General features: G+C 64.4%; 20 protein-coding genes. 9 read left to right on the top strand and 11 right to left on the bottom strand.

The window, feature by feature from the left end:
* Window positions 1–9 precede the first annotated feature (9 nt).
* The gene (pdxY, locus tag JVX91_RS04885; RefSeq protein ID WP_205338266.1) at window positions 10–879 is read left to right on the top strand and encodes a pyridoxal kinase PdxY; all 870 of its coding nucleotides are present in this window, start codon (window positions 10–12) and stop codon (window positions 877–879) included.
* A 236-nt stretch (window positions 880–1,115) separates the two neighbouring features.
* Here pdxY and JVX91_RS04880 read toward each other — a convergent pair whose 3' ends face one another.
* The 6 genes from JVX91_RS04880 to JVX91_RS04855 form a co-directional block, all read right to left on the bottom strand.
* Entirely contained in the window at window positions 1,116–1,700 is a 585-nt protein-coding gene (locus JVX91_RS04880; protein WP_205338265.1) for a YqaA family protein, read from the bottom strand.
* Window positions 1,701–1,704: 4 nt separating this feature from the next.
* Window positions 1,705–3,408 carry a YbaL family putative K(+) efflux transporter gene (gene ybaL, locus JVX91_RS04875; protein ID WP_205338264.1) on the bottom strand — a complete coding sequence of 568 codons (1,704 nt, stop codon included), beginning with the start codon at window positions 3,406–3,408 and terminating at the stop codon, window positions 1,705–1,707.
* Between the two features lie 209 nt (window positions 3,409–3,617).
* Window positions 3,618–4,097 carry an acyl-CoA thioesterase gene (locus JVX91_RS04870; RefSeq protein ID WP_205338263.1) on the bottom strand — a complete coding sequence of 160 codons (480 nt, stop codon included), beginning with the start codon at window positions 4,095–4,097 and terminating at the stop codon, window positions 3,618–3,620.
* Between the two features lie 201 nt (window positions 4,098–4,298).
* The gene (locus JVX91_RS04865) at window positions 4,299–5,057 is read right to left on the bottom strand and encodes an SDR family oxidoreductase (protein WP_054910324.1); all 759 of its coding nucleotides are present in this window, start codon (window positions 5,055–5,057) and stop codon (window positions 4,299–4,301) included.
* A 411-nt stretch (window positions 5,058–5,468) separates the two neighbouring features.
* Window positions 5,469–6,836 carry a glutamine synthetase family protein gene (locus tag JVX91_RS04860; RefSeq protein WP_205338262.1) on the bottom strand — a complete coding sequence of 456 codons (1,368 nt, stop codon included), beginning with the start codon at window positions 6,834–6,836 and terminating at the stop codon, window positions 5,469–5,471.
* Between the two features lie 131 nt (window positions 6,837–6,967).
* Window positions 6,968–8,362 carry an aspartate aminotransferase family protein gene (locus JVX91_RS04855; protein WP_205338261.1) on the bottom strand — a complete coding sequence of 465 codons (1,395 nt, stop codon included), beginning with the start codon at window positions 8,360–8,362 and terminating at the stop codon, window positions 6,968–6,970.
* Between the two features lie 127 nt (window positions 8,363–8,489).
* On the opposite strand from JVX91_RS04855, the gene JVX91_RS04850 reads away from it, so the two are divergent.
* Together JVX91_RS04850 and JVX91_RS04845 are read left to right on the top strand one after the other, a co-directional pair.
* Complete coding sequence (locus JVX91_RS04850) at window positions 8,490–9,278, top strand: SDR family NAD(P)-dependent oxidoreductase (RefSeq protein WP_205338260.1); 789 nt, start codon at window positions 8,490–8,492, stop codon at window positions 9,276–9,278.
* Window positions 9,279–9,352: 74 nt separating this feature from the next.
* Window positions 9,353–10,018, top strand: coding sequence for a GntR family transcriptional regulator (locus tag JVX91_RS04845; RefSeq protein ID WP_205338259.1), 666 nt, complete (start codon window positions 9,353–9,355; stop codon window positions 10,016–10,018).
* 8 nt (window positions 10,019–10,026) lie between these two features.
* On the opposite strand, the gene JVX91_RS04840 is transcribed toward JVX91_RS04845, so the two are convergent.
* From JVX91_RS04840 to JVX91_RS04830, 3 genes are all read right to left on the bottom strand, one after another.
* Window positions 10,027–10,239, bottom strand: a complete 213-nt coding sequence (locus JVX91_RS04840) for a YgdI/YgdR family lipoprotein (RefSeq protein ID WP_017521498.1) — start codon at window positions 10,237–10,239, stop codon at window positions 10,027–10,029.
* A gap of 103 nt (window positions 10,240–10,342) precedes the next feature.
* On the bottom strand, window positions 10,343–10,744 hold the full coding sequence (locus tag JVX91_RS04835; protein WP_205338258.1) for an SMI1/KNR4 family protein: 402 nt from the start codon (window positions 10,742–10,744) through the stop codon (window positions 10,343–10,345).
* Between the two features lie 347 nt (window positions 10,745–11,091).
* Entirely contained in the window at window positions 11,092–11,976 is an 885-nt protein-coding gene (locus JVX91_RS04830; RefSeq protein ID WP_205338257.1) for a TIM44-like domain-containing protein, read from the bottom strand.
* A gap of 257 nt (window positions 11,977–12,233) precedes the next feature.
* On the opposite strand from JVX91_RS04830, the gene JVX91_RS04825 reads away from it, so the two are divergent.
* Window positions 12,234–13,994 (top strand): cation:proton antiporter, encoded by a 1,761-nt coding sequence (locus JVX91_RS04825; RefSeq protein WP_205338256.1) that lies wholly within the window; start codon window positions 12,234–12,236, stop codon window positions 13,992–13,994.
* 12 nt (window positions 13,995–14,006) lie between these two features.
* Here the strand turns inward: JVX91_RS04825 and JVX91_RS04820 are convergent, their stop codons facing one another.
* Entirely contained in the window at window positions 14,007–14,777 is a 771-nt protein-coding gene (locus JVX91_RS04820) for an ABC transporter ATP-binding protein (protein WP_205338255.1), read from the bottom strand.
* 8 nt (window positions 14,778–14,785) lie between these two features.
* Entirely contained in the window at window positions 14,786–15,541 is a 756-nt protein-coding gene (locus JVX91_RS04815; protein ID WP_240201700.1) for an ABC transporter permease, read from the bottom strand.
* 202 nt (window positions 15,542–15,743) lie between these two features.
* Between JVX91_RS04815 and JVX91_RS04810 the strand changes: the two genes are divergently transcribed.
* Genes JVX91_RS04810 through JVX91_RS04790 form a run of 5 tightly spaced genes read left to right on the top strand, consistent with a single transcriptional unit; the run spans window position 15,744 to window position 20,180 of the window.
* Window positions 15,744–16,400 carry a sulfotransferase family protein gene (locus tag JVX91_RS04810; protein ID WP_240201699.1) on the top strand — a complete coding sequence of 219 codons (657 nt, stop codon included), beginning with the start codon at window positions 15,744–15,746 and terminating at the stop codon, window positions 16,398–16,400.
* A gap of 15 nt (window positions 16,401–16,415) precedes the next feature.
* Window positions 16,416–17,339 carry a glycosyltransferase family A protein gene (locus JVX91_RS04805; protein WP_205338253.1) on the top strand — a complete coding sequence of 308 codons (924 nt, stop codon included), beginning with the start codon at window positions 16,416–16,418 and terminating at the stop codon, window positions 17,337–17,339.
* Window positions 17,336–18,331, top strand: a complete 996-nt coding sequence (locus JVX91_RS04800) for a glycosyltransferase (RefSeq protein ID WP_205338252.1) — start codon at window positions 17,336–17,338, stop codon at window positions 18,329–18,331. Before JVX91_RS04805 ends, JVX91_RS04800 begins: the two co-directional genes overlap by 4 nt.
* A 5-nt stretch (window positions 18,332–18,336) precedes the next feature.
* Window positions 18,337–19,422 carry an acyltransferase gene (locus JVX91_RS04795; protein WP_205338251.1) on the top strand — a complete coding sequence of 362 codons (1,086 nt, stop codon included), beginning with the start codon at window positions 18,337–18,339 and terminating at the stop codon, window positions 19,420–19,422.
* Window positions 19,419–20,180 (top strand): class I SAM-dependent methyltransferase, encoded by a 762-nt coding sequence (locus tag JVX91_RS04790; protein ID WP_205338250.1) that lies wholly within the window; start codon window positions 19,419–19,421, stop codon window positions 20,178–20,180. Before JVX91_RS04795 ends, JVX91_RS04790 begins: the two co-directional genes overlap by 4 nt.
* Window positions 20,181–20,182: the final 2 nt, after the last annotated feature.

Below are 20,182 nucleotides of genomic sequence, written 5' to 3'. Positions count from 1 at the left end.
GACACCGTTATGCCGCGCACTCCCCACGTTCTCGCCATCCAGTCCCACGTCGTCTTCGGCCATGCCGGCAACAGCGCCGCCGAGTTCCCCATGCGCCGCGTCGGGGTGAACGTCTGGCCGCTGAACACCGTGCAGTTCTCCAACCATACCCAGTATGGTCACTGGACGGGCCAGGTGCTGCCGCCGGAGCAGATTCCCGCGCTGGTGGACGGAATCGCTGCCATTGGCGAACTGGGCAATTGCGACGCAGTGCTGTCGGGCTACCTGGGCAGTGCGGCGCAGGGCCGTTCGATCCTCGACGTGGTACGCCGGATCCGCGAGGTGAACCCGCGTGCCGTGTACCTGTGCGACCCGGTGATGGGCCATCCGGAGAAGGGCTGCATCGTCGCCCCGGAAGTCAGCGAATTCCTGCTCCACGAGGCCGCCGCGGTGGCCGACTACCTGTGCCCGAACCAACTGGAACTGGACAGCTTCTGCGACCGCCAGCCGACTTCCCTGGAAGACTGCGCCGAGATGGCCCGTGGCCTGTTGGTGCGCGGCCCGAAGGCGGTCCTGGTGAAACACCTGAACTATCCCGGCAAGCCGGCGGATGCGTTCGAGATGCTGCTGGTGACGCTGGACGAAACCTGGCACCTGCGCCGCCCGCTGCTGGCCTTCCCGCGTCAGCCGGTGGGCGTGGGCGATCTGACCTCGGGCCTGTTCCTGGCCCGCCTGCTGTTGGGCGACGACCTGCGCAGCGCCTTCGAATTCTGCGCCGCCGCTGTGCATGAAGTGTTGCTGGAGACCCAGGCCTGCGGCAGCTACGAGCTGGAACTGGTGCGCGCCCAGGACCGCATTGCCCATCCGCGGGTGAAGTTCGAGGCGATGAAGCTGGGGTGAGCTGACTACGGTATTGAAAGGGAAGTCCTGGGCGAGGGCTTTCCCCTCACCCTAACCCTCTCCCAGAGGGAGAGGGGACTGTCCTGAGCGGGTGGGCAGAGTGAAGCTCGCCGGCTGACGCCGAGTTATCCACAGAATGCCGAACGGCCCCCTCTCCCTCCGGGAGAGGGTTGGGGTGAGGGCAGGCCCTTGCGACGAAGCGGTTCGCGAGCAAGCTCGCTGCTACAAAGAACGGCTCAGAGCATGTACTTGCCCAGCAGCAACCCACCCACCACCATCGCGGTCAGCAGGCCGAACGCCAGCCCCAGGCGTTTCTCGATAGCCTCGCGCAGCGCGGGCCCCGCCCAGAACAGCAGAGCGCAGGTCGCCGCAAAGCGCAGGGTGCGCGCCACCACGCTCAGGGCGATGAACAGCACCAGATCGAGCTGGGCCACCCCGCTGGTGAGGGTGATCAGCTTGTAGGGCAGCGGGGTGAAACCGCCGCCCAGCAGCACCATCAGCCAGCCGAGCTCGTTGTAGCGCTCGGCGACCTCGGCGAAGTTCTCCTGCAGGCCATAGAAGGCCAGGATCGCCTGCCCCACCGTCTCGAACAGCAGCAGGCCGATGAAGTAGCCGGCGATACCGCCCAGCACCGAGCTGACGATGCAGATTGCCGCGTAACGCCAGGCCTTGGCCCGGTTGGCCAGGACCATTGGCACCAGCAGCGCATCCGGCGGGATGGGAAAGAACGAGCTCTCGGCGAAGGTCACCCCGCCCAGCGCCAGCTCCGCGCGGGGATGCCCAGCCAGGCGCATGGTCCAGTCGTACAGCCGGCGCAACATGGCGTCAGGCCGACTGCGGCAGGTGGTCGTCACCCGGCGCCGAGGCGGTGTCCTCGCGTTCCACGCGCTCGACCATGCCGCGGGCGATTTCCCGCTCGCCCATGATCACCAGGTTGGCGCCGTTCTGCCCCAGGTAATCCACCTCGGCGTCGAAGTGGGCGCGGGCGATGATGTCCAGGTTTGGGTTGATCGCCCGTGCGTGGCTGGAAATCGTCCCGGCCTCGAAGCCATTGGGGATGGCGATCAGCAACCAGCGCGCCGAGGTGATATTGGCCTGGGTCAGTACATCGGGATTGGCGGCATTGCCCACCACCACGCAGAGGCCGTGTTCGCGCAGCTCGGCGGCTTTCTCGCGCTTGTCCTCGATCACCACCACCGGAACCTTGTCCTTGCGCAGGCGCTCGCTCACCAGCGCACCGACGCGGCCATGACCGATGAGGATGGCGTGGTTGTGCTCCAGTACCGGCGGCGGCAGGTCCTGGGGTTCCACCTGGACCACGCCTGAGTCGCTCTCGGCCTTCTGCTCCTGGCGCGCCTGCAGGCGGTCGATGGCGATGAACAGCAGCGGGTTGACCAGGATCGACAGGATCGCGCCGGCCAGCACGAGGTCGCGGCCGGCTTCGGGCAGCAGGTTCAGGGTCACGCCCAGGCCGACCAGGATGAAGGAGAACTCGCCGATCTGCGCAAGGCTCGCGGCGATGGTCAGCGCAGTGCTGTTGGGGTGGCCGAACATGCGCACGATGACGTAGGCCGCCACCGACTTGCCGAAGACGATCACCAGGAAGGTCGCCAGCACCGGCAGCGGCTCCTGGATCAGGATCGCCGGGTTGAACAGCATGCCCACCGAAACGAAGAACAGCACGGCGAAGGCGTCGCGCAGCGGCAGTGAGTTCTCGGCGGCCTCGTGGCTCAGCTCGGACTCGTTGAGGATCATCCCGGCGAAGAACGCACCGAGGGCGAAGGACACGCCGAAGATAACCGCCGAGCCGTAGGCGATGCCCAGGGCGATGGCCAGCACGGCGAGGGTGAATAGCTCGCGCGAGCCGGTCTTGGCTACGCGCTCCAGCACCCAGGGCACGAAGCGGCGGCCGCCGACGATCATCACCGCGACGAAGGCGGCGACCTTGCCCAGGGTCAGCAGGATCGGCATCAGCACGCCGCCCTCGCTGCCGTCGGAGGTGCCGCCCAGCGAACCCGCCAGCGCCGGCAGCAGGACCAGAGTGAGCACCATCGCCAGGTCCTCGACGATCAGCCAGCCGATGGCGATGCGGCCGCGCTTGGTGTCGATCAGCTGGCGCTGCTCCAGTGCGCGCAGCAGCACGACGGTACTGGCCACCGACAGAGCCAGGCCGAAGACCAGGCCGCCGCCGAAGTTCCAGCCCATCATCCAGGCCAGTCCCAGGCCGAGCAGGGTGGCGACGCCGATCTGCACCACCGCGCCGGGGATGGCGATGGCTTTCACCGACAAGAGGTCCTTGAGCGAGAAGTGCAGGCCGACGCCGAACATCAGCAGGATCACGCCCAGTTCGGCGATCTCCACGGAGAGCGCCTGGTCGGCGACGTAACCGGGGGTGAAGGGGCCGGCCAGCACGCCGGCGAGCAGGTAGCCCACCAGCGGCGAGATACGCAGGCGGTTGGCCAGGGCGCCGAGGACGAAGGCCAGCACGAAGCCGACGGCGAGGGTGGTCAGTAACGGGGTGTGATGCATGGTCTGGGCTCCGGGCACTCAGGGAGCGACCAGACTGCTTAAAAGCACTTGGCCGCTCGACGGTGGGTCACGGGGGCAAACCCGCGTGTGAAAAGTTTAGGCGTAGTAATGATTTCCTACCTTGCTTTCACGCAAGGGTAACCTGTTGACGCATTGGGAAATTTCCGCGACACCTAGGATTTCTTTTCAGGAAATGTCGCGATCGTCCGTCATTCGTCGCGAATGGCCTTGTAACGCTGTTCCAGCTCCTGGCGAATCTGCCGGCGTTGCTGCGCCTGGGCGAAGCGACGTTTTTCATCCTTGGTCTGCGGATCGAGCTGCGGCACGACGATCGGCTTGCGCGCGTCGTCCAGCGCCACCATGGTGAAGAAACAACTGTTGGTGTGGCGCACGGATTTCTCGCGGATGTTCTCGGTCACCACTTTCACGCCGATCTCCATGGAGGTGCGGCCGGTGTAGTTCACCGAGGCGAGGAAGGTGACCAGTTCGCCGACGTGGATCGGCTCGCGGAAGATCACCTGGTCGACCGAGAGCGTTACCACGTAGTAGCCGGCGAAACGGCTGGCGCAGGCGTAGGCGACTTCGTCGAGGTACTTGAGCAGGGTGCCGCCGTGGACATTGCCGGAGAAGTTGGCCATGTCGGGGGTCATCAGGACGGTCATGCTGAGCTGGTGGTTGCCAGGTTCCATGGAATTCTCTTCGGAATTGTCGTGGGAAAAGGAAAGGGCCTCACTCTGGACAACCGGAGCGGGGCTGACGACACAGTTTTTTCTATATCCCTGATTGGCCCGTGGCGCCAGTGGACCATCCGCCAGCGGTGTATCCGCCGTTCGATCAACGCCCTTAACGAAAACGGGCGACCTCTGGCCGCCCGTTCACGTCGCTGCGCTTCAGCGCCCGGCCGAGAGACCGAAGTCGATGGCCAGGTCTGCGCCGGTGATGGCTTCGGATTCCGGTTTGCAGAGGTACCAGACCAGTTCGGCGACTTCCTCCGGGCGGATGAAGCGCGCCACCTTGCCCTGTGGATAATCCTTCAACAGCTCGCGCTTGTAGGCTGCCGGATTGCCTTGGCCATAGCGTTCGGCCTGGTAGTCGAGCATCGGCGTGGCGATGTCGGCCGGCGAGATGGCGTTGACCCGCACGCCGGATTCCGCGAGTTCCAGGGCCAGCGTGCGGGTGAGCATGGTCAGCGCCGCCTTGCTCGCACAGTAGGCCGCGGAGCCGCGATAGGCCTGGCGGCCGGAGTCGCTGGAGATATTGACGATGCTGCCGTGGTTTTCCTTGAGGTAGGGCGTCGCGGCCTGGCACATGTAGAACGCCGCCTTGAGGTTGACTCCCATGACCAGGTCGAAGTCGTCCTCGTTGAAGTCTTCCACCGGGCCCTCGCGCCAGACGCCGGCGGCGTTCACCAGGGCGTCGAGGCGGCCGGTGCGGGCGAGAATGTCGGACATCAGGCTGTGGCAGTTGTCGGCTCGTCGCAGGTCGCCGACGGCGGTGGCGTCCAGCGGAACCTGGGCGTTGAGCGCATGCAGGCCGGCTTTATCCACGTCGGTGGCGGCGATGCGCCAGTGGCTTTGGGCGAAACGTTTGGCGATGGCTTTTCCGAGGCCACCGGCAGCGCCGGTGATCAGTACGACGGGAGTGCTCATTGTCTACGGGTTCTCCCTGCCTGAGAGAGGACGGCGGCCGGCAGGCAGACCGGCGGGCGCCGCATCGATCGCGGAGCGCTCAGGCGCTCCGTGCAACTACAGACCAAGAAAAGACCAGAATCTTCACTCTGGCAGGGTAAATTTTTCGTAAGACTTTCGCGTGTCAGCGGGTGAGCTGCAAATGCCGGATCAAGGGCAGGATCAAAAGCCCCTCACCCTAACCCTCTCCCGCAAGCGGGAGAGGGGACTGATCGGCGCAGAGTGAAGCAGCGTTGTCAGCCGGCACGCACGGCCCCCTCTCCCTCTGGGAGAGGGCTGGGGTGAGGGGAAGCAGTGGTGCAAACTTCACACGTGTCGTGGATCGTAGGGCGAATAACCGTTCACGGTTATCCGCCGATCAGGCCTGTCGCATCACGCGTGATGCAGATACCAGCGCCAATCCTGCTCGCCCACCTCGCCCATGAACTGGCGGAACTCCTCCCACTTGATGGCCAGGAACACCTTGAGGAACTCCTCGCCCAGCGCCTCGTGCGCCCAGGTGGACGACTCCAGCGCGCGCAGCGCGGTGAGCCAGTCGGTGGGGAGGAATTCGGTGGCTTGCTCGTAGCCGTTGCCGACGATGGGGGCGCCCGGATCGATCTGCTCGCGGATGCCTTCATGGATGGCCGCGAGGATCGCCGCCGCCGCGAGATACGGGTTGGCGTCGGCGCCGCAGATGCGGTGCTCGATGTGCCGGCTCTTCGCCGGGCCGCCGGGCACGCGGAACGACACGGTGCGATTGTTCACGCCCCAGCTCTTGGCCAGCGGCGCGTAGCTGTTGGCCTGGAAGCGGCGGAAGGAGTTGGCGTTGGGGCAGAAGATCGCGAGGGAGTCCAGCAGGCGCGCCATCATGCCGCCGATGGAGTGGCGCAGCAGCGGGGTGCCGTGGATGTCTTCGCTGGCATAAAGGTTGTTGCCCTCGGCATCCGCCAGGCTGACGTGCAGGTGCATGCCGCTGCCCGCGCGGTCGCCGAACGGCTTGGCCATGAAGCAGGCCTGCAGCCCGTGCTTGTTCGCCACGCCTTTTACCAGGCGCTTGTAGCGCACGCCTTCGTCGATGGCCTGCATGACGTCGAAACGGTGTTCCAGGGTCAGCTCGACCTGGCCTGGCGCGTACTCGGAAATCGCCGTGCGTACCGGCAGGCCCTGCACTTCGCAGGCGGCGTAGAGATCGTCGAGGAACGGCTGCAGCTGTTCGAGTTCGTAGACGCCGTAGACCTGCGGCGCTTCCGGGCGGATGCCGTTCATCTGTAGCGCCGGTTGCGGGCGACCGTTGGCGTCGCGCTGCTTGTCCAGCAGATAGAACTCCAGCTCCACCGCCATTACCGGGTGGAAGCCGTCGGCTTTCAGACGATCCACCACGCGGCTCAGCGCCTGGCGCGGGTCGGCCGGGGTAGCCGGCAGACCCTGGGTCGGGTGCATGCTCACCTGCAGCTGGCCGGTGGGGCTGGCACGCCAGGTTTGCAGGGTCAGGCTGCCGGGCAACGGGTAGGTCCAGCAGTCGGCGTCGGCCACTTCCCATACCAGCCCGGTGCCTTCGACGTCCTCGCCCTGCACGGTCAGCGCGAGGATCGAGCTGGGCAGCGGACGGCCGTTGTCGTAGATCGCCAGCAGCTCGTCGCGGTGCAGCAGCTTGCCGCGCGGGATGCCGTTGGAGTCGATGATGAAGAGTTCGATGCTGCGCACGTCCGGGTGGGCGGCGAGGAAGGCTTCGGCTTCCTGACGATCGGCGAATTGCATGGTGGTCCTCGGTGGCGCGGGGCGCGCCGCAAAATGCTTTTCGTAGGAGCGGACCTTGTCCGCGATGCCTTTGGCTTTTACCGCCTGCCGGCGGATCGCGGACAAGGTCCGCTCCTACAGGGTTCTATCGATCAGGCTTCGCGTGCGCCGGGAATCGCCAGCAGCTCGGTGATGCCGGCATCGAGGGTCTCGATCAGGCGATCCACGTCGTCGGCGGTGGTGTCCGGGCAGCACAGGGTCATGTTGTGGAACGGCGTGATCAGGATGCCGCGGTTGATCAGGTACAGGTGCAGCGCCATCTGCAGCTCGTCGTGGAAGGCCGCTTCGGCTTCGGCGCCGGTGCGCGGGGAGACGGGGCAGAACTGGAATTCGCTGCGCGCACCCAGCTCGGTCACCGACCACTTCAGCTCGTGCTTGGCGATCAGGGTACGGAAGCCGTCGGCCAGGCGCTTGGCCAGCGGCAGCATGTGGTCGTAGGCCGCCTGGGTCATCACCTGTTCCAGGTTGGCGCGCATGCAGTGCATGGCCAGGGCGTTGGCCGAGAGCGTGGTGCCCATGCCGCTGTGGCCGTGGCCATGGCTGTCTTCCTGGGCGCTCTTGCGCGAGGCGGCCATGCGTTCGGCCATCTCCGCGCTGCAGCCGAAGATGCCGCAGGGCACGCCGCCAGCGATGGGCTTGCCGACCACGAAGAAGTCCGGGTCGAGGTTCCACAGTTTCGTGCAGCCACCGATATTGGTGGAGATGGTGTGGGTTTCGTCGATGATCAGCAGCGAACCGTACTTGCGCGTCAGCTCGCGGCACTTCTGCATGAAGCCCGGATCGGGCAGCACCATGCCGATGTTGGTCATTGCCGGCTCGCACAGCAGGGCGCACACATCGCCCTGGGCCAGCGCGGCTTCCAGCGCTTCCACGTCGTTGAAGGGGATGGAGCGGCTGTGCTGGGTCAGGTCATAGGCCTGGCCGACCAGGCCGGAGCGATGCACGGTTTCGCCGTCGCGGTAGCGCACCATCACGTCGTCCACGGTGCCGTGGTAGCAGCCGTCGAACACCAGCAGGGTCTTGCGCCTGGTCACTGCGCGGGCCCAGCGCAGCACATAGCGGTTGGAGTCGGTGGCGGTGGCGGTCACCTGCCAGTAGGGCAGACCGAAGCGCTGGGCGAGCAGCTCGCCGCAGACCACGGCGTCTTCGCCCGGAAGCATGGTGGTCAGGCCGCGCGCGCCTTGTTCGGCGAGGGCGCGGGCAATCGGCGCCGGCGAGTGGCCGAACATGCTGCCGGTATCGCCGAGGCAGAAGTCCACATAGTCATGGCCGTCCACGTCGTAGAAGCGGGCGCCCTGGGCGCGTTCGACGAACAGCGGGCAGGGCGTGGACCAGTCGGCCATCCAGTGCATCGGCACGCCGGCGTACAGCGACTGGTGCGCGCGCTCGGCAAGGGCGACGGACTTGGGGTTCTGTTCCAGGAAGCGCTGGCGCTCGCGGGCGGTGAAGAGATCCACGGCCTGTTGGGCGATTCCGCTGGCGGTCATGTTGCACACCTCGTTTGTTATTTCGCACATCTTCCATTTGTGATCACAAAAATGTCAATACAGTGGATCGGCTGCCTGATAATCTGCCCTGTAACGAATTCTGTGATCACAGAATGGAACGACATCCATGAATGACATCACGACTGTATCGCCATGGACCGGCCAGGTCGCTCTGGTCAGCGGCGCCGGCAGCGAGTCCGGCATCGGCTTCGCCTGTGCCCGCCGCCTGGCGCGCAACGGTGTGAAGCTGCTGCTCACCGCCAGCAGCGAGCGCGTCCTGCTGCGGGCGGAAGAAATGTGCGGCGAAGGTTTCGACGTCCGTGCACTGCCGGCCGATCTGACCGACGAAAACGATGTTCGCCGCCTGGCCGAATGGGCGCAGGCGCAATGGGGAAGGGTAGACGTGCTGGTGAATAACGCCGGCATGGCCATGCAGGGCAGCCCGGAGCCCTTCGCCGAACTCGCGGCGATGGACCTGGTGACCTGGAACCTGTCCCTGGCGCGCAACCTGACCAGCGCATTCCTGCTCACCCGCGCGCTGCTGCCGGGCATGCTCGAACGCGGCTACGGGCGCATCGTCAATGTCAGCTCCACCACCGGCACGCGGGCGAGCAATCCGGGCGAATCCGCCTACAGCGCGGCCAAGGCCGGGATGCTCGGCATGAGCATGGGGCTGGCGCTGGAAGTGGCGCAGCGCGGGGTGACGGTGAACAGCGTGGCACCGGGCTGGATTGCCACCGGCTCCAGCAGCGACGAAGAAATCCAGGCCGGACGGCGCACGCCGCTCGGCCGATCCGGGCGACCGGAGGAGGTGGCCGCCGCCATCGCCTTCCTGGCTTCGCCCGAAGCCAGCTACATCACCGGCGAAGTGCTGGTGGTGGATGGCGGCAACTGTCTGATCGAGAACAAGGGATAAGCACGATGAAGCACGACTGCAGCCTGACCTTCGCCCAACTGCCGGCACCGCCGGCCGGCCAGGAGTGATTGGCGATGGCCGACAATCTTCAGGAACAGCTCTACCAGAACCTGCGCCAGGCCTTGCTCACCGGGCGCTTCCAGCCCGGCGAGCGGCTCAAGATCCGCGACCTGGCTGACGAGTGGGGCACCAGCCCGATGCCCGTCCGCGCCGCCCTGCAGCGGCTGGTGGCCGAAGGCGCGCTGGAAGGCGAACCGCAGCGCTCGCTACGGGTCCCGGTGATGACCCGCGAGCGCTACCTGCAGATCCTGCAGGTGCGGCAATCCCTGGAGGGGCTGGCGGCGGAAGACGCGACCCGACACTTGCGGCCGGCCGACATGGCGGTGCTGCGCGATTGCACCGAACGCATGGAAAGTGCGCTGAACATCCGCGACGTCCAGGGTTACCTGGAAGCCAACAGCCTGTTTCACCTGACGCTCTACCGCGCCTGTGGCAATCCCACGCTGCTGCGCATGATCGAGGCGCTGTGGCTGCAGGTCGGGCCGTTCTTCAATCGGCTGTTCACCGAGGCCGACCTGTCGCTACGCCTGAACGACTTCCACGAAGACACCCTGCAGGCGCTCGAGCGCGGCGATGGTGAAGGCGCGCGCAAAGCCATCGAACAGGACCTGGGCTACTGCGGCCAGTACCTGCTCAATCTGCTGGAGCTGGAAAGCGGGGGAAGGCTCGGGGCGCGCTAGGGCGCCCTTCAGGGGGTCTTGATGAAGCGGACGTTGTCCTTCTTGATCAGGATCGTCTCGCCGTTCAACTGCTCGAACTCGTAGTAGTCATTGTATTTGTCGTAGTCGGAGTGATCCTTCACCAGAATTTCGCTGCCATCCTGCAGCGTCACCACGGCCTTGTCGGCGCATCCGGCGAGGCCGAGCAGCAACAGGCAGGTGAACAAGGCTTTCAACTTCATAGTTTCTCCACGGGGCATCGTACCCGCCCGGGCAGCAAGGGCTGGAGGTACGCTGGGTTGCCTGTGTGACCATGGAAGTTTCAGGAAATTCCGACACCGAGCTTCAAGTATCCAGCCATACGTCGCGTGCCCAGGTCCAGACGGAGTCCCAGGTTTCCTCGGTGAGCTCGCCGTCGGCCCAGAGAATCACCTCGCCGTCCTCGGCGACCGCGTAGTAGTCGTCACCATCGGCGCAGAGCGGGATGAGCTCGCGCGGCAGTCCACTGGCCCAGGCCACGGCCGCCACTTCCGGCAGGTAGGTGTGGGACTGTGGATCGGTCGCCGTGACGGGTTCCAGGCGGCCATAAACGACGTCGCTGACCAGCAGGAGGAATTCGCGGAATTCCGACGGAATGCCGATCAGCAGCGCTTCCTCGATCTCCACCAGCAGTTCTTCGTCGGGCAGTTCCAGCGGTACCGGAACCGGCTCGTTCGCTTCACGCAGTTTTTCGATCACATCTTCCACAGACGGGGCCTCTCTATATTCGACGAATGGCGCGCTTTATACAGTAGTAGCCGGCCCTCCGCGCAAGACCACTGCGCGGGCGCCGTCCGGACGAGCGGCGGGGTGATTGTCAGGGCATGGGGCGCCCTCACCCCAGCCCTCTCCCAGAGGGAAAGGGGACCGTTCGGTGTAGCGGCGAAGTGTGGCGTCAGCTGGAAATTCAGGTTGTATGCCGATCCTGTCGCGGCCTCTGCTCTGCTCCCTCGCCCTTCCGAATAGGGCTGAGTTGAGAGCAAGTCCAGCGCACGGGTGTTCCGCGAGAAACGAAAAAGCCCGGCCAAGGCCGGGCTTTTCCAGATCGCGCAGGATCAGTTCTGACGGATGCCCGCCACCAGCCAGGGCTGGTTCTCGCCCTGCGGGCGTTCCATGCGCCAGCTTTCGCTGAAGGGCTCGCCCTGGTCGAAGCGCGAGGACTTCGACACACCGCTGAAGGTCAGGGTGGCGATGGTCTTATCGGCCTGGTCGTCCACGCCTTCGAGCTGCACATCGAGGTTGTCGATGTAGGTCGACTGGTAGGCGTCGCCCAGGTCAGCGCGCTCCTGCTTGAGGAACTGCAGCATCTGCGGGGTGACGAACTCGGCGATCTTGTCCATCTCGTTGGCGTCCCAGTGCTGCTGCAGGGACATGAAGTGCTCGCGGGCGGCGCCGATGAAACGGGTTTCATCGAACCAGCTCGGCGCGTTGATCACCGGACGGCTGTCCATCACCGGGCGGGACGCGCCACCGAAGATCGACGGCGGGGCGGCCGGCATTTCACGCTGCATCGGTGCGTGACCACCGGCCATGGCGGGCTGCTGGCCCTGCTGCTGGCGGCGACGCGAAGCGATGAAGCGGAAGGCGATGAACGCGATCAGCGCGATGATCAGGATGTCGAGGAACTGCATGCCCTGGAAGCCGTCGCCCATGAACATGGAGGCGAGCAGGCCACCGGCGGCAAGACCGGCCAGCGGGCCGAGCCAGCGCGAAGCGCCGCTCTTGGCGGCAGCGCCAGCAGCACCTGCGGCGGCACCGGTCGCGGCCGGGCCGGCGGCAGCCGGGGAATTCGGGGCGGCGTTGGGTTGCGCCTGGCGGGTCTGGTGGCTCGGCGCCGAGCCCATGCTCTTGCCGCCACCGAAACGTTTGGCGGCGTTGACGTCGAGGCTGAGCGTCACGGCGACACAGAAGGCCATGGCAAGGCTGAGAAAGCGCTTCATCGTTGTCATTCTCTTGGTTGGTATGCGACGCACGTCATGTTGAAGGCCGGGGCCGGTGAGGGCCAGCCGGATATTGTTTCGTGCTGTTGCCCTGTCCGGGCCCGACACCTGATATGGGGGCGGTTGAATCCCTTTCCAAATCAGTCTGTTACTGATTCTTTCAGAGCCGCCTGTCGGAGGAGTCGGATGGTAGGCTTCGCTGAGCGAGGCCGTCAGCCGCGCGATCCCCTGACCCCACGCCGCGAGGACCGCCGACCATGCATGCCATCGACTTCATCCAGGACCTCGCGGTGATCATGCTGATCGCCGGTTTCGTCACCATCCTCTGCCATCGCTTCAAGCAGCCGGTGGTATTGGGCTACATCGTCGCCGGCGTGATCATCGGCCCGCATACCCCGCCCTTCGCCCTGGTACATGACGAGGACACGATCAAGACCCTCGCCGAGCTGGGGGTGATCTTCCTGATGTTCTGCCTGGGCCTGGAATTCTCCCTGCGCAAGTTGTTCCAGGTCGGCGCCACGGCCTTCATCGCCGCGTTCCTGGAAATCACCCTGATGATCTGGGCCGGCTTCGAGATCGGCCGCCTGTTCGACTGGAGCACGATGGATTCGCTGTTCCTCGGCGCGATCCTGGCGATGTCCTCGACCACCATCATCATCAAGGTCCTGGGCGACCTGAAGATGAAGAACGAGCGCTTCGCCCAGCTGATCTTCGGTGTGCTGATCATCGAGGACATCCTCGGCATCGGCATCATCGCGCTGTTCTCCGGCATTGCCGTGAGCGGATCGGTGGAGGCGGACCAGGTGTTCTCCACGGTCGGCAAGCTCAGCCTGTTCATGGTCGTCGCGCTGGTCGTCGGCATCCTGCTGGTGCCGCGCCTGCTGGCCTACGTGGCGAAATTCGAAAGCAACGAGATGTTGCTGGTGACGGTGCTGGGCCTGTGCTTCGGCTTCTGCCTGCTGGTGGTGAAGCTGGAATACAGCATGATCCTCGGCGCCTTCCTGATCGGCGCAATCATGGCCGAGTCGCGCCAGCTGATCCAGATCGAGCGTCTGATGGAGCCGGTGCGCGACATGTTCAGCGCGATCTTCTTCGTCGCCATCGGCCTGACCATCGATCCCAAGGTGCTGGTGGACTACGCCGCGCCGATCCTGGTGATCACCCTGGTGGTGGTGGCCGGCAAGCTGATCTCCTGCGGCGCCGGCGCGTTCATCGCCGGCAACGACGGACGCACCTCGATGCGCGTGGGCATGGGCCTTTCGCAGATCGGCGAGTTCTCCTTCATCATCGCCGCGCTGGGTATGAGCCTGGGAGTGACCAGCGACTTCCTCTACCCGGTGGTGGTCGGCGTGTCGGCCATCACCACGCTGCTGACGCCTTACCTGATCCGCTCCGCCGACCCGCTGGCGCTGTACCTGGGCCGCAGCCTGCCGTCGCCCATGGTGCGCGTGTTCAGCCTGTACGGCGAATGGCTGCGCAGCATCAAGCCGCGCGGCGACAAGGCGATCCTCGCCAGCCTGATCCGTCGCATCCTGCTGCAGGTCGGGGTCAACCTGACGCTGGTGATCGGCATCTTCTTCGGCCTGGCGTTTTTCGCCGGGCAGATCGGCCAGTGGCTGGCGCAGTTCGTCGAGCCCGAAGCGCTGCACAAGGCGCTGATCTGGGGCGCTGCGCTGCTGCTGTCGCTGCCGTTCCTGATCGCCGCCTACCGCAAGCTCAAGGCGCTGGCGATGCTGCTGGCGGAGATGGGCGTGAAGGCGGAAAGCGCCGGCCGCCATACGGCCCGCGTGCGCCGGGTGATTTCCGAGCTGATCCCGCTGCTGTCGCTGGGCGGCATGATGCTGCTGCTGGCGGCGCTCAGTTCGAGCATCCTGCCGCCGGGCGAGCTACTGGTGGTGGTGGCACTGATTGCCGCGCTGGTGATCGCGGTGTTCTGGCGCTGGTTCATCCGCGTGCACTCGCGGATGCAGGTTGCGCTGATCGAGACCTTCGAGCAGAACGGCGGCGGGCATCACTGAGCCCGCCGGCTGTCATTGTGTAGGCTCGAGATTCTGCCGTTTGGCTGACTGCTCGCGTTCGAGTCTCTGCATGTCGCGAACGGCAATTCGGACAGCCTCATAGTACTGGCCGACGACCTCACCGGCCTCGCCGCACAGGACCGATCGCCCTCGTTCGATCCAGAGCGCCCGATGACATAGCTCCTTGATCGCTTCCATGCTGTGCGAGACCAGGATCACAGTCTTGCCTTGCTTGATCTTGGCCTTCATGGCGGCGTGGGATTTCTCGCGGAAGGTCTGGTCCCCCACGCCGAGCACTTCGTCGATCAGCAGAATGTCCGGATCGGCATGGATCGCCACGGCAAAGCCCAGACGCGCGCGCATACCGGTGGAGTAGGTGCCCACCGGACGCTCGAAGAAGTCGCCCAGGTCGCTGAATTCGCGGATGTCATCCATCTGCCGGCGGATGCTGTCGCGAGGCATGCCCAGCAGCAGGCCGCTGATGACGACGTTGTCGCGCCCGGACAGCTCCGGCTTGAAGCCCACGTTCAGGGCCAGCAGGCTGGCGGTCAGTGGCTTGTGGCGGATCAGGGTGCCGCGGTCGGGGTCGACGATCCCGGCGATCATGCGCAGCAAGGTGCTCTTGCCCGCGCCGTTGTTGCCGATCACGCCAAGGGTCTCGCCCTCGTAGAGCTCGAAGCTGACATCCTGCAGCGCCCAGAAGGACTCGTAGCGCAGCATGCCGACCCGCTGCCGGTACGACAGCCCGACGTGCTCGGCCTGGAGAATCAGATCACCGGACATGCTTCACCTCAGAACAACAGCTTGGGGTATTTGCGCTCGTTGCGGTGCAGTATCCACAGCGCCATGCCAAGCAGCGGCAGGGCGGTGGCCAGCACGTAGAGCTGTTCGCCCCAGGCCGGCCACTGGTTGTGCAACAGCACGTCACGGAAGGCGGTGATCATCACGGTCATCGGATTGAGGTTCAGCAGCGGGGCCATGGACGCGGGAATCTCATGGATGCTGAAGAACACCCCGGACATGAACATCATCAGCATCAGGAGGTTGTCCACCACCTGGCGCAGGTCCGGCACGAAGGGCAGCACCGCGGCCAGCAGGAAGCCGAAGCCGATGGTGAACAGCAACTGGTTGAGGATGAGCACCGGCAGTGCCAGCCATTCCAGCGATGGACGGTAGCCGGCGAACAGCAGCGACACGATCAGCAGGGTCAGGATGATCAGGAACTTGAAGGTATTGCTCAGTACCGGAATCAGCGCGAATACGTACTTGGGCACGTGGATCTGCTGGATCAGCCCGGCGTTGCCCTGGATGGAGTTGCTGGCCTGGCGCACCGAGCCGTCGAACCATTTCCAGGCCACCATGCCGCTGAGCAGCAGCGGGACATAGCCTGGACGGCTGTGGCCCAGCGCCAGGCCGAAGACGATGTAGAAGGCGCCCATGTACATCACGGGCTCGAGGATCCACCAGAGAAACCCCAGAAAGCGTCGCGCCACTTCGGTGCGCAAGTCGCTATAGACGCCGAAAAGAATGATGTCCCTGTGCTTCATGTCGTTCTTGTTGGATTGAAAAGGGTGGGGTATTTAAACACAATGCGCAGCAGCAAGCCTGCGTGCGAATGCGGCGCAATCTGTGCGGATCATCGCCCAAACATAAGAAAAAAGAGCTGGTATGCGCCTATTCGATGTTTTGTTCGGCACTTCCCGAAAAGCCTCCCGGACCACGGAAGACCTGGTTCTCATGGTGGTCGGTATGCACCGTAGCGGCACCAGTTTCCTCACCGGCTCCTTGCAGGAGGCGGGCCTGGAGCTGGGCAAGCACAGTACCTGGAACCCCCACAATCTCAAGGGCAACCGCGAGAACACCGATATCGTCGCGTTCCATGACGCGATGCTGGCTGCCCGTGGCCACGCCTGGGACAACCCGCCCACTGTCGCGCCGCAATGGACCGAGGCGGAGTATGCAGCCGCCCGCGAGCTGATCGCCGGTTACGATGGCGTGAGCCGCTGGGGCTTCAAGGACCCACGCGCCCTCCTGGCGGTTGAAGGCTGGCAGAAGCTGATCCCGGAGCTGCGCTTCGTCGGAATCTTCCGTCATCCGTCTGCGGTCGCCGATTCTCTCCAGGCCCGCGGTGGTATGCCACGCGAACAGGCCCTGGGCCTGTGGCTGGCCTACAACCGCTGCCTGCTGGAACTGCACGGCCGGGTGAAATTCCCGGTGCTGTGTTTTGACCAGGACGAGGACAGCCTGCACCACCAACTGGACGAGGTGCTGCGCGGATTCGGCCTGCAGCCACCAGCGGCCGAGCGCTTCTTCAGCTCCGAACTCAAACATCATCGGCACGGCGACGAGCAACTCGCGCCCGAGCTGATCGCCGTGTACCAGGCTCTCAAAGCCATCGCAGATTGACCCGGGGGTTGTGTCATGCCCATCTTTCGTCGCGCGCCGCGCCTGAGCGTCGTGGTCATCGTCTACAAGATGCCCGAGCAGGCCGACAAGACGCTGCATTCGCTCAGCCCTGCCTATCAGCACGGCGTGAACGAACGAGACTATGAAGTCATCGTCGTCGAAAACCATTCCGACCGTTTGCTGGGGCGCGAGCGCGCCACCCGGCACGCGGGCAACGTGCGTTATTTCCACCGCAACGAGACCGAGCGTACGCCGGTCCATGCCATCAACTTCGGCGCCGCCCAGGCCCGTGGCAGCCATGTCGCGATCATGATCGACGGCGCCCGCATGCTCTCGCCGGGCGTGCTGCGCCACGCCCTGGATGCCTTCCGCCTGGCCCCGGAGGCCGCGGTCTCGGTGCCCGGTTACCACATCGGCCACAAGCTGCAGCAGGTGGCGGTGAACGAGGGCTACAACGAGGACGCCGAGCAGGTACTGCTACAGAGCATCGAGTGGCCGAGCAACGGCTATCGCCTGTTCGACATCGCGGTGCTCAGCGGCTCCTGCCAGGGTGGATTCTTCCAGGCCAACTACGAGAGCAACTTCATCGCGATGTCGATGCGCAAGTGGAGGGCCCTCGGCGGCGTGAACCCGCGCTACAACGATTTCGGCGGCGGCAACGCCAACCTGGATCTGTACAAGCGCCTGCTGGAATACCCCGACACGCCGTTCTACCTGCTCTACAGCGAAGGCTCGTTCCACCAGTTCCACGGCGGCGTGACCACCGGCACCCTGCGCGAGGAGCGCGAGCGGGTGTACAAGCTGCTCGACCAGCAGGACATACAGATCCGCGGTGAGAACCGCAATCCGCCCAGCGTGCGACCGATCCTGCTGGGCACCGTGCATCCGCACATCTTCCGTTTCCTCGACCATTCGCTGAGCCGGGTGAAATCGGCATGACATCGCCTTCCGAAAAGCGTCCGCTGCTGTCGATCATCGTCATCGCCTATGACATGCCGCGCCAGGCGCTCAACACCCTCATCAGCCTGTCGCCGGACTACCAGCAGGGCGTCGATGCCGATGACTACGAAGTCATCCTGGTGGAGAACCGCTCCCAGCGGAACATGGATGCAGAGGCCATTGCCCGGCTTCCCGGTAATTTCCGCTACTACCTGCGTGACGAGGCGGGCGTGTCGCCCGCGCCGGCGATCAATTTCGGCATCGCACAGGCCCGCGGACGCTTCATCGGACTGATGATCGACGGCGCACGGATGGTGACTCCTGGAGTGGTCCAATATGCACTGATGGCCATGCGGATGAACGAGGATGCCCTGGTTGTCGTGCCCGGCTACCACCTTGGCGAGGACGAGCAACAGTTCCATCTCAGTCGCGGTTACAGCGAGGATGCCGAGCAGGTACTGCTGGAGAAGATCGACTGGCCCAACCAGGGTTATAGATTGTTTGAGATTTCCTGCTGGAGCGGCGCGAATCCCAACGGTTTCTTCCAGCCATTCATGGAGTGCAATTGCTTGTTCGTTTCCGCCGGGCGGCTGGCCGAGGTCGGCAATGCCGACGAGCGCTTCGACATGCCCGGTGGTGGCGCCCTCAACCTGTTCATCTATCGAGCTCTGGCTGTGCATCCGCAGACTCAACTCTTCATGCTGGTGGGCGAAGGGTCGTTCCATCAGTTGCACGGCGGTGTGACCACGTCAGAGGTTACCGGGCGTGAGAAAATCCTGGAGTTGCAGAAGGAGCAGCTATGCGAGTTGCTCGGTGAGCCCTTCCGCTCGCCGACGGTCGAGCCGATCCTGCTGGGCAAGGTGAAAGCGCCAGCGCAGCATTACCTGCAGCGCTCGGCGGAGCGGGCGCAGGATCGCTTCGGACGTTTTGCGGCACGCGGTGAGCATCCCTTCCAGGATGATCTGCAGAAGAGCGCCGGGGCTCGGCACTGACTGTCATGGCCGAAGCCAGGATCGCGGTGCTCGACGACCTGCGCGGTGTCGCCATCCTGCTGGTGGTGCTCTACCACGGGGTGACCGCGGCTTTCGGCTTTACTCCGCCCGCTGGTGGTGACTACTGGCTGGCCTATGTCTATGCGGGCAACAGTGGTGTCAGTCTGTTCTTCCTGCTGAGCGGGATCCTGGTGTCGCGTCCCTTTTTCCTGGCGTTACGCGAACGTCGACCAATGGACCTGAAGCGCTACATGGCGCAGCGAGCCCTGAGGATCCTTCCCCCATATTACCTGGCAGTGCTGGTTGCAGTGCTGGTGACCGGGCGTTACGAGCAGATACCTGCTGCCATGGTGTTTCTCGCCTGGGGTTATGACGTTGGCGTATTCAGCAATGTATGGTGGAGCCTCGCCACGGAGGTGCAGTTCTACCTTTTCCTGCCGCTCTTCTTCCTGGTGCTGGGATTTGATCGCCGCCTGGCGGCGGGCGTATTGCTGATCTGGCTACTGCTGTTCGTTGCCGTCTGCCTGCACTGGGTCTCCTTCGGACTGCTCGGCAACATCTACTGGGCCCTGTCGCTGGGTGGGAAACTGCCGGTGTTCCTGTTGGGCGCGGGGATCGGCTGGCTTCTGGCTGAACAACGATTACCGACGCTGAGTACTTTGCCAGGGGCAATGGCCTTGTTCCTGCTGGTCGTCGTATTGGCGGTCTTCCTGCAGGTCACGGTCGAGCACGGTGTTGTCGAGTTCTCCTGGCGGCAGCCCTGGATTGTGGTGCCGGAAGGCCTGCTGTGGGGCTCGGTGGCCTTGGTGATGCTATCGACGCCAGGCCTGGGCGGTGGCCTGCACCGCCGACCGTTGCGCTATCTCGGCAGGATTTCGTATTCCCTCTATCTGATTCACCAGCCTGTGCTGGTGGCTTGCCTGTCCTACGGCAATGCTGCCGACATGCGGGTCTGGCCAAGGCTGCTGCTGGGCCTGGTGCTGGCGCTTGCGCTGGCCCACCTGAGTTACAGCCTGATCGAAAAACCTGCCCTCTCACTGAAGAATCGGTACTCTTCTAAAACCAAAGATTCGGAGGCTTTGCCGGTATGACTTCTGTTTATATGCCGCCATCGGTGCGCCATTTTGAGCCGCTGCACATGGTCTTCAGCACCTGGGTTGATCACCTGGCATTCGGCTACGATCTGGTGACCGCGCTGCGACCCAAGCTGCTGGTGGAACTGGGCACGCACAAGGGGCTGTCCTACTTCACCTTCTGCCAGGCGATGAAGGAAAACGAGATCGACGGTGTCTGCTATGCCGTGGATACCTTCGAGGGTGACGCACACACCGACAAGTACGACGAATCGATATACAACGCGGTGAACAACCACAACCGCCAGCACTACCACGGTTTCTCCTACCTGATGCGGATGTTCTTCGAGGACGCCCTCAAGCACTTCGATGACGACTGCATCGATCTGCTACATATCGACGGCTTCCACACATACGAAGCAGTGAGCGCGGACTTCGCCAACTGGTATCCCAAGGTCAAGCCTGGCGGCATCATCCTGTTCCACGACGTGATGGCGCGCCTGCAGGACTTCGGCGCCTGGAAGTTCTGGGACGAGATCCGTGGCCAGCACGAAACCTTTACCTTCAACCATGGCTTTGGCCTGGGCGTGCTGCGCAAGCCCGGCGGCGATCGGTACAACGATCATCCGCTGATCAGGCTGCTGTTCGAGGAGGCCAAGGCGGACGAGGGCGCTGGCCTGCGCGCGTTCTACGTGCATGCGAGCAAGCATCTGGAGAACACGCGCAAGCTCAAGCGCTTGAGCCAAGGTCAAGGCCAGCAGCAACCGGCCAGCTAAAG

Origin of the sequence: Pseudomonas sp. PDNC002, from assembly GCF_016919445.1 — a bacterium.
Classification (GTDB): domain Bacteria; phylum Pseudomonadota; class Gammaproteobacteria; order Pseudomonadales; family Pseudomonadaceae; genus Pseudomonas.
Note: the sequence above shows the minus strand (reverse complement) of the source record. Positions and strands in the feature narration are given on the sequence as shown.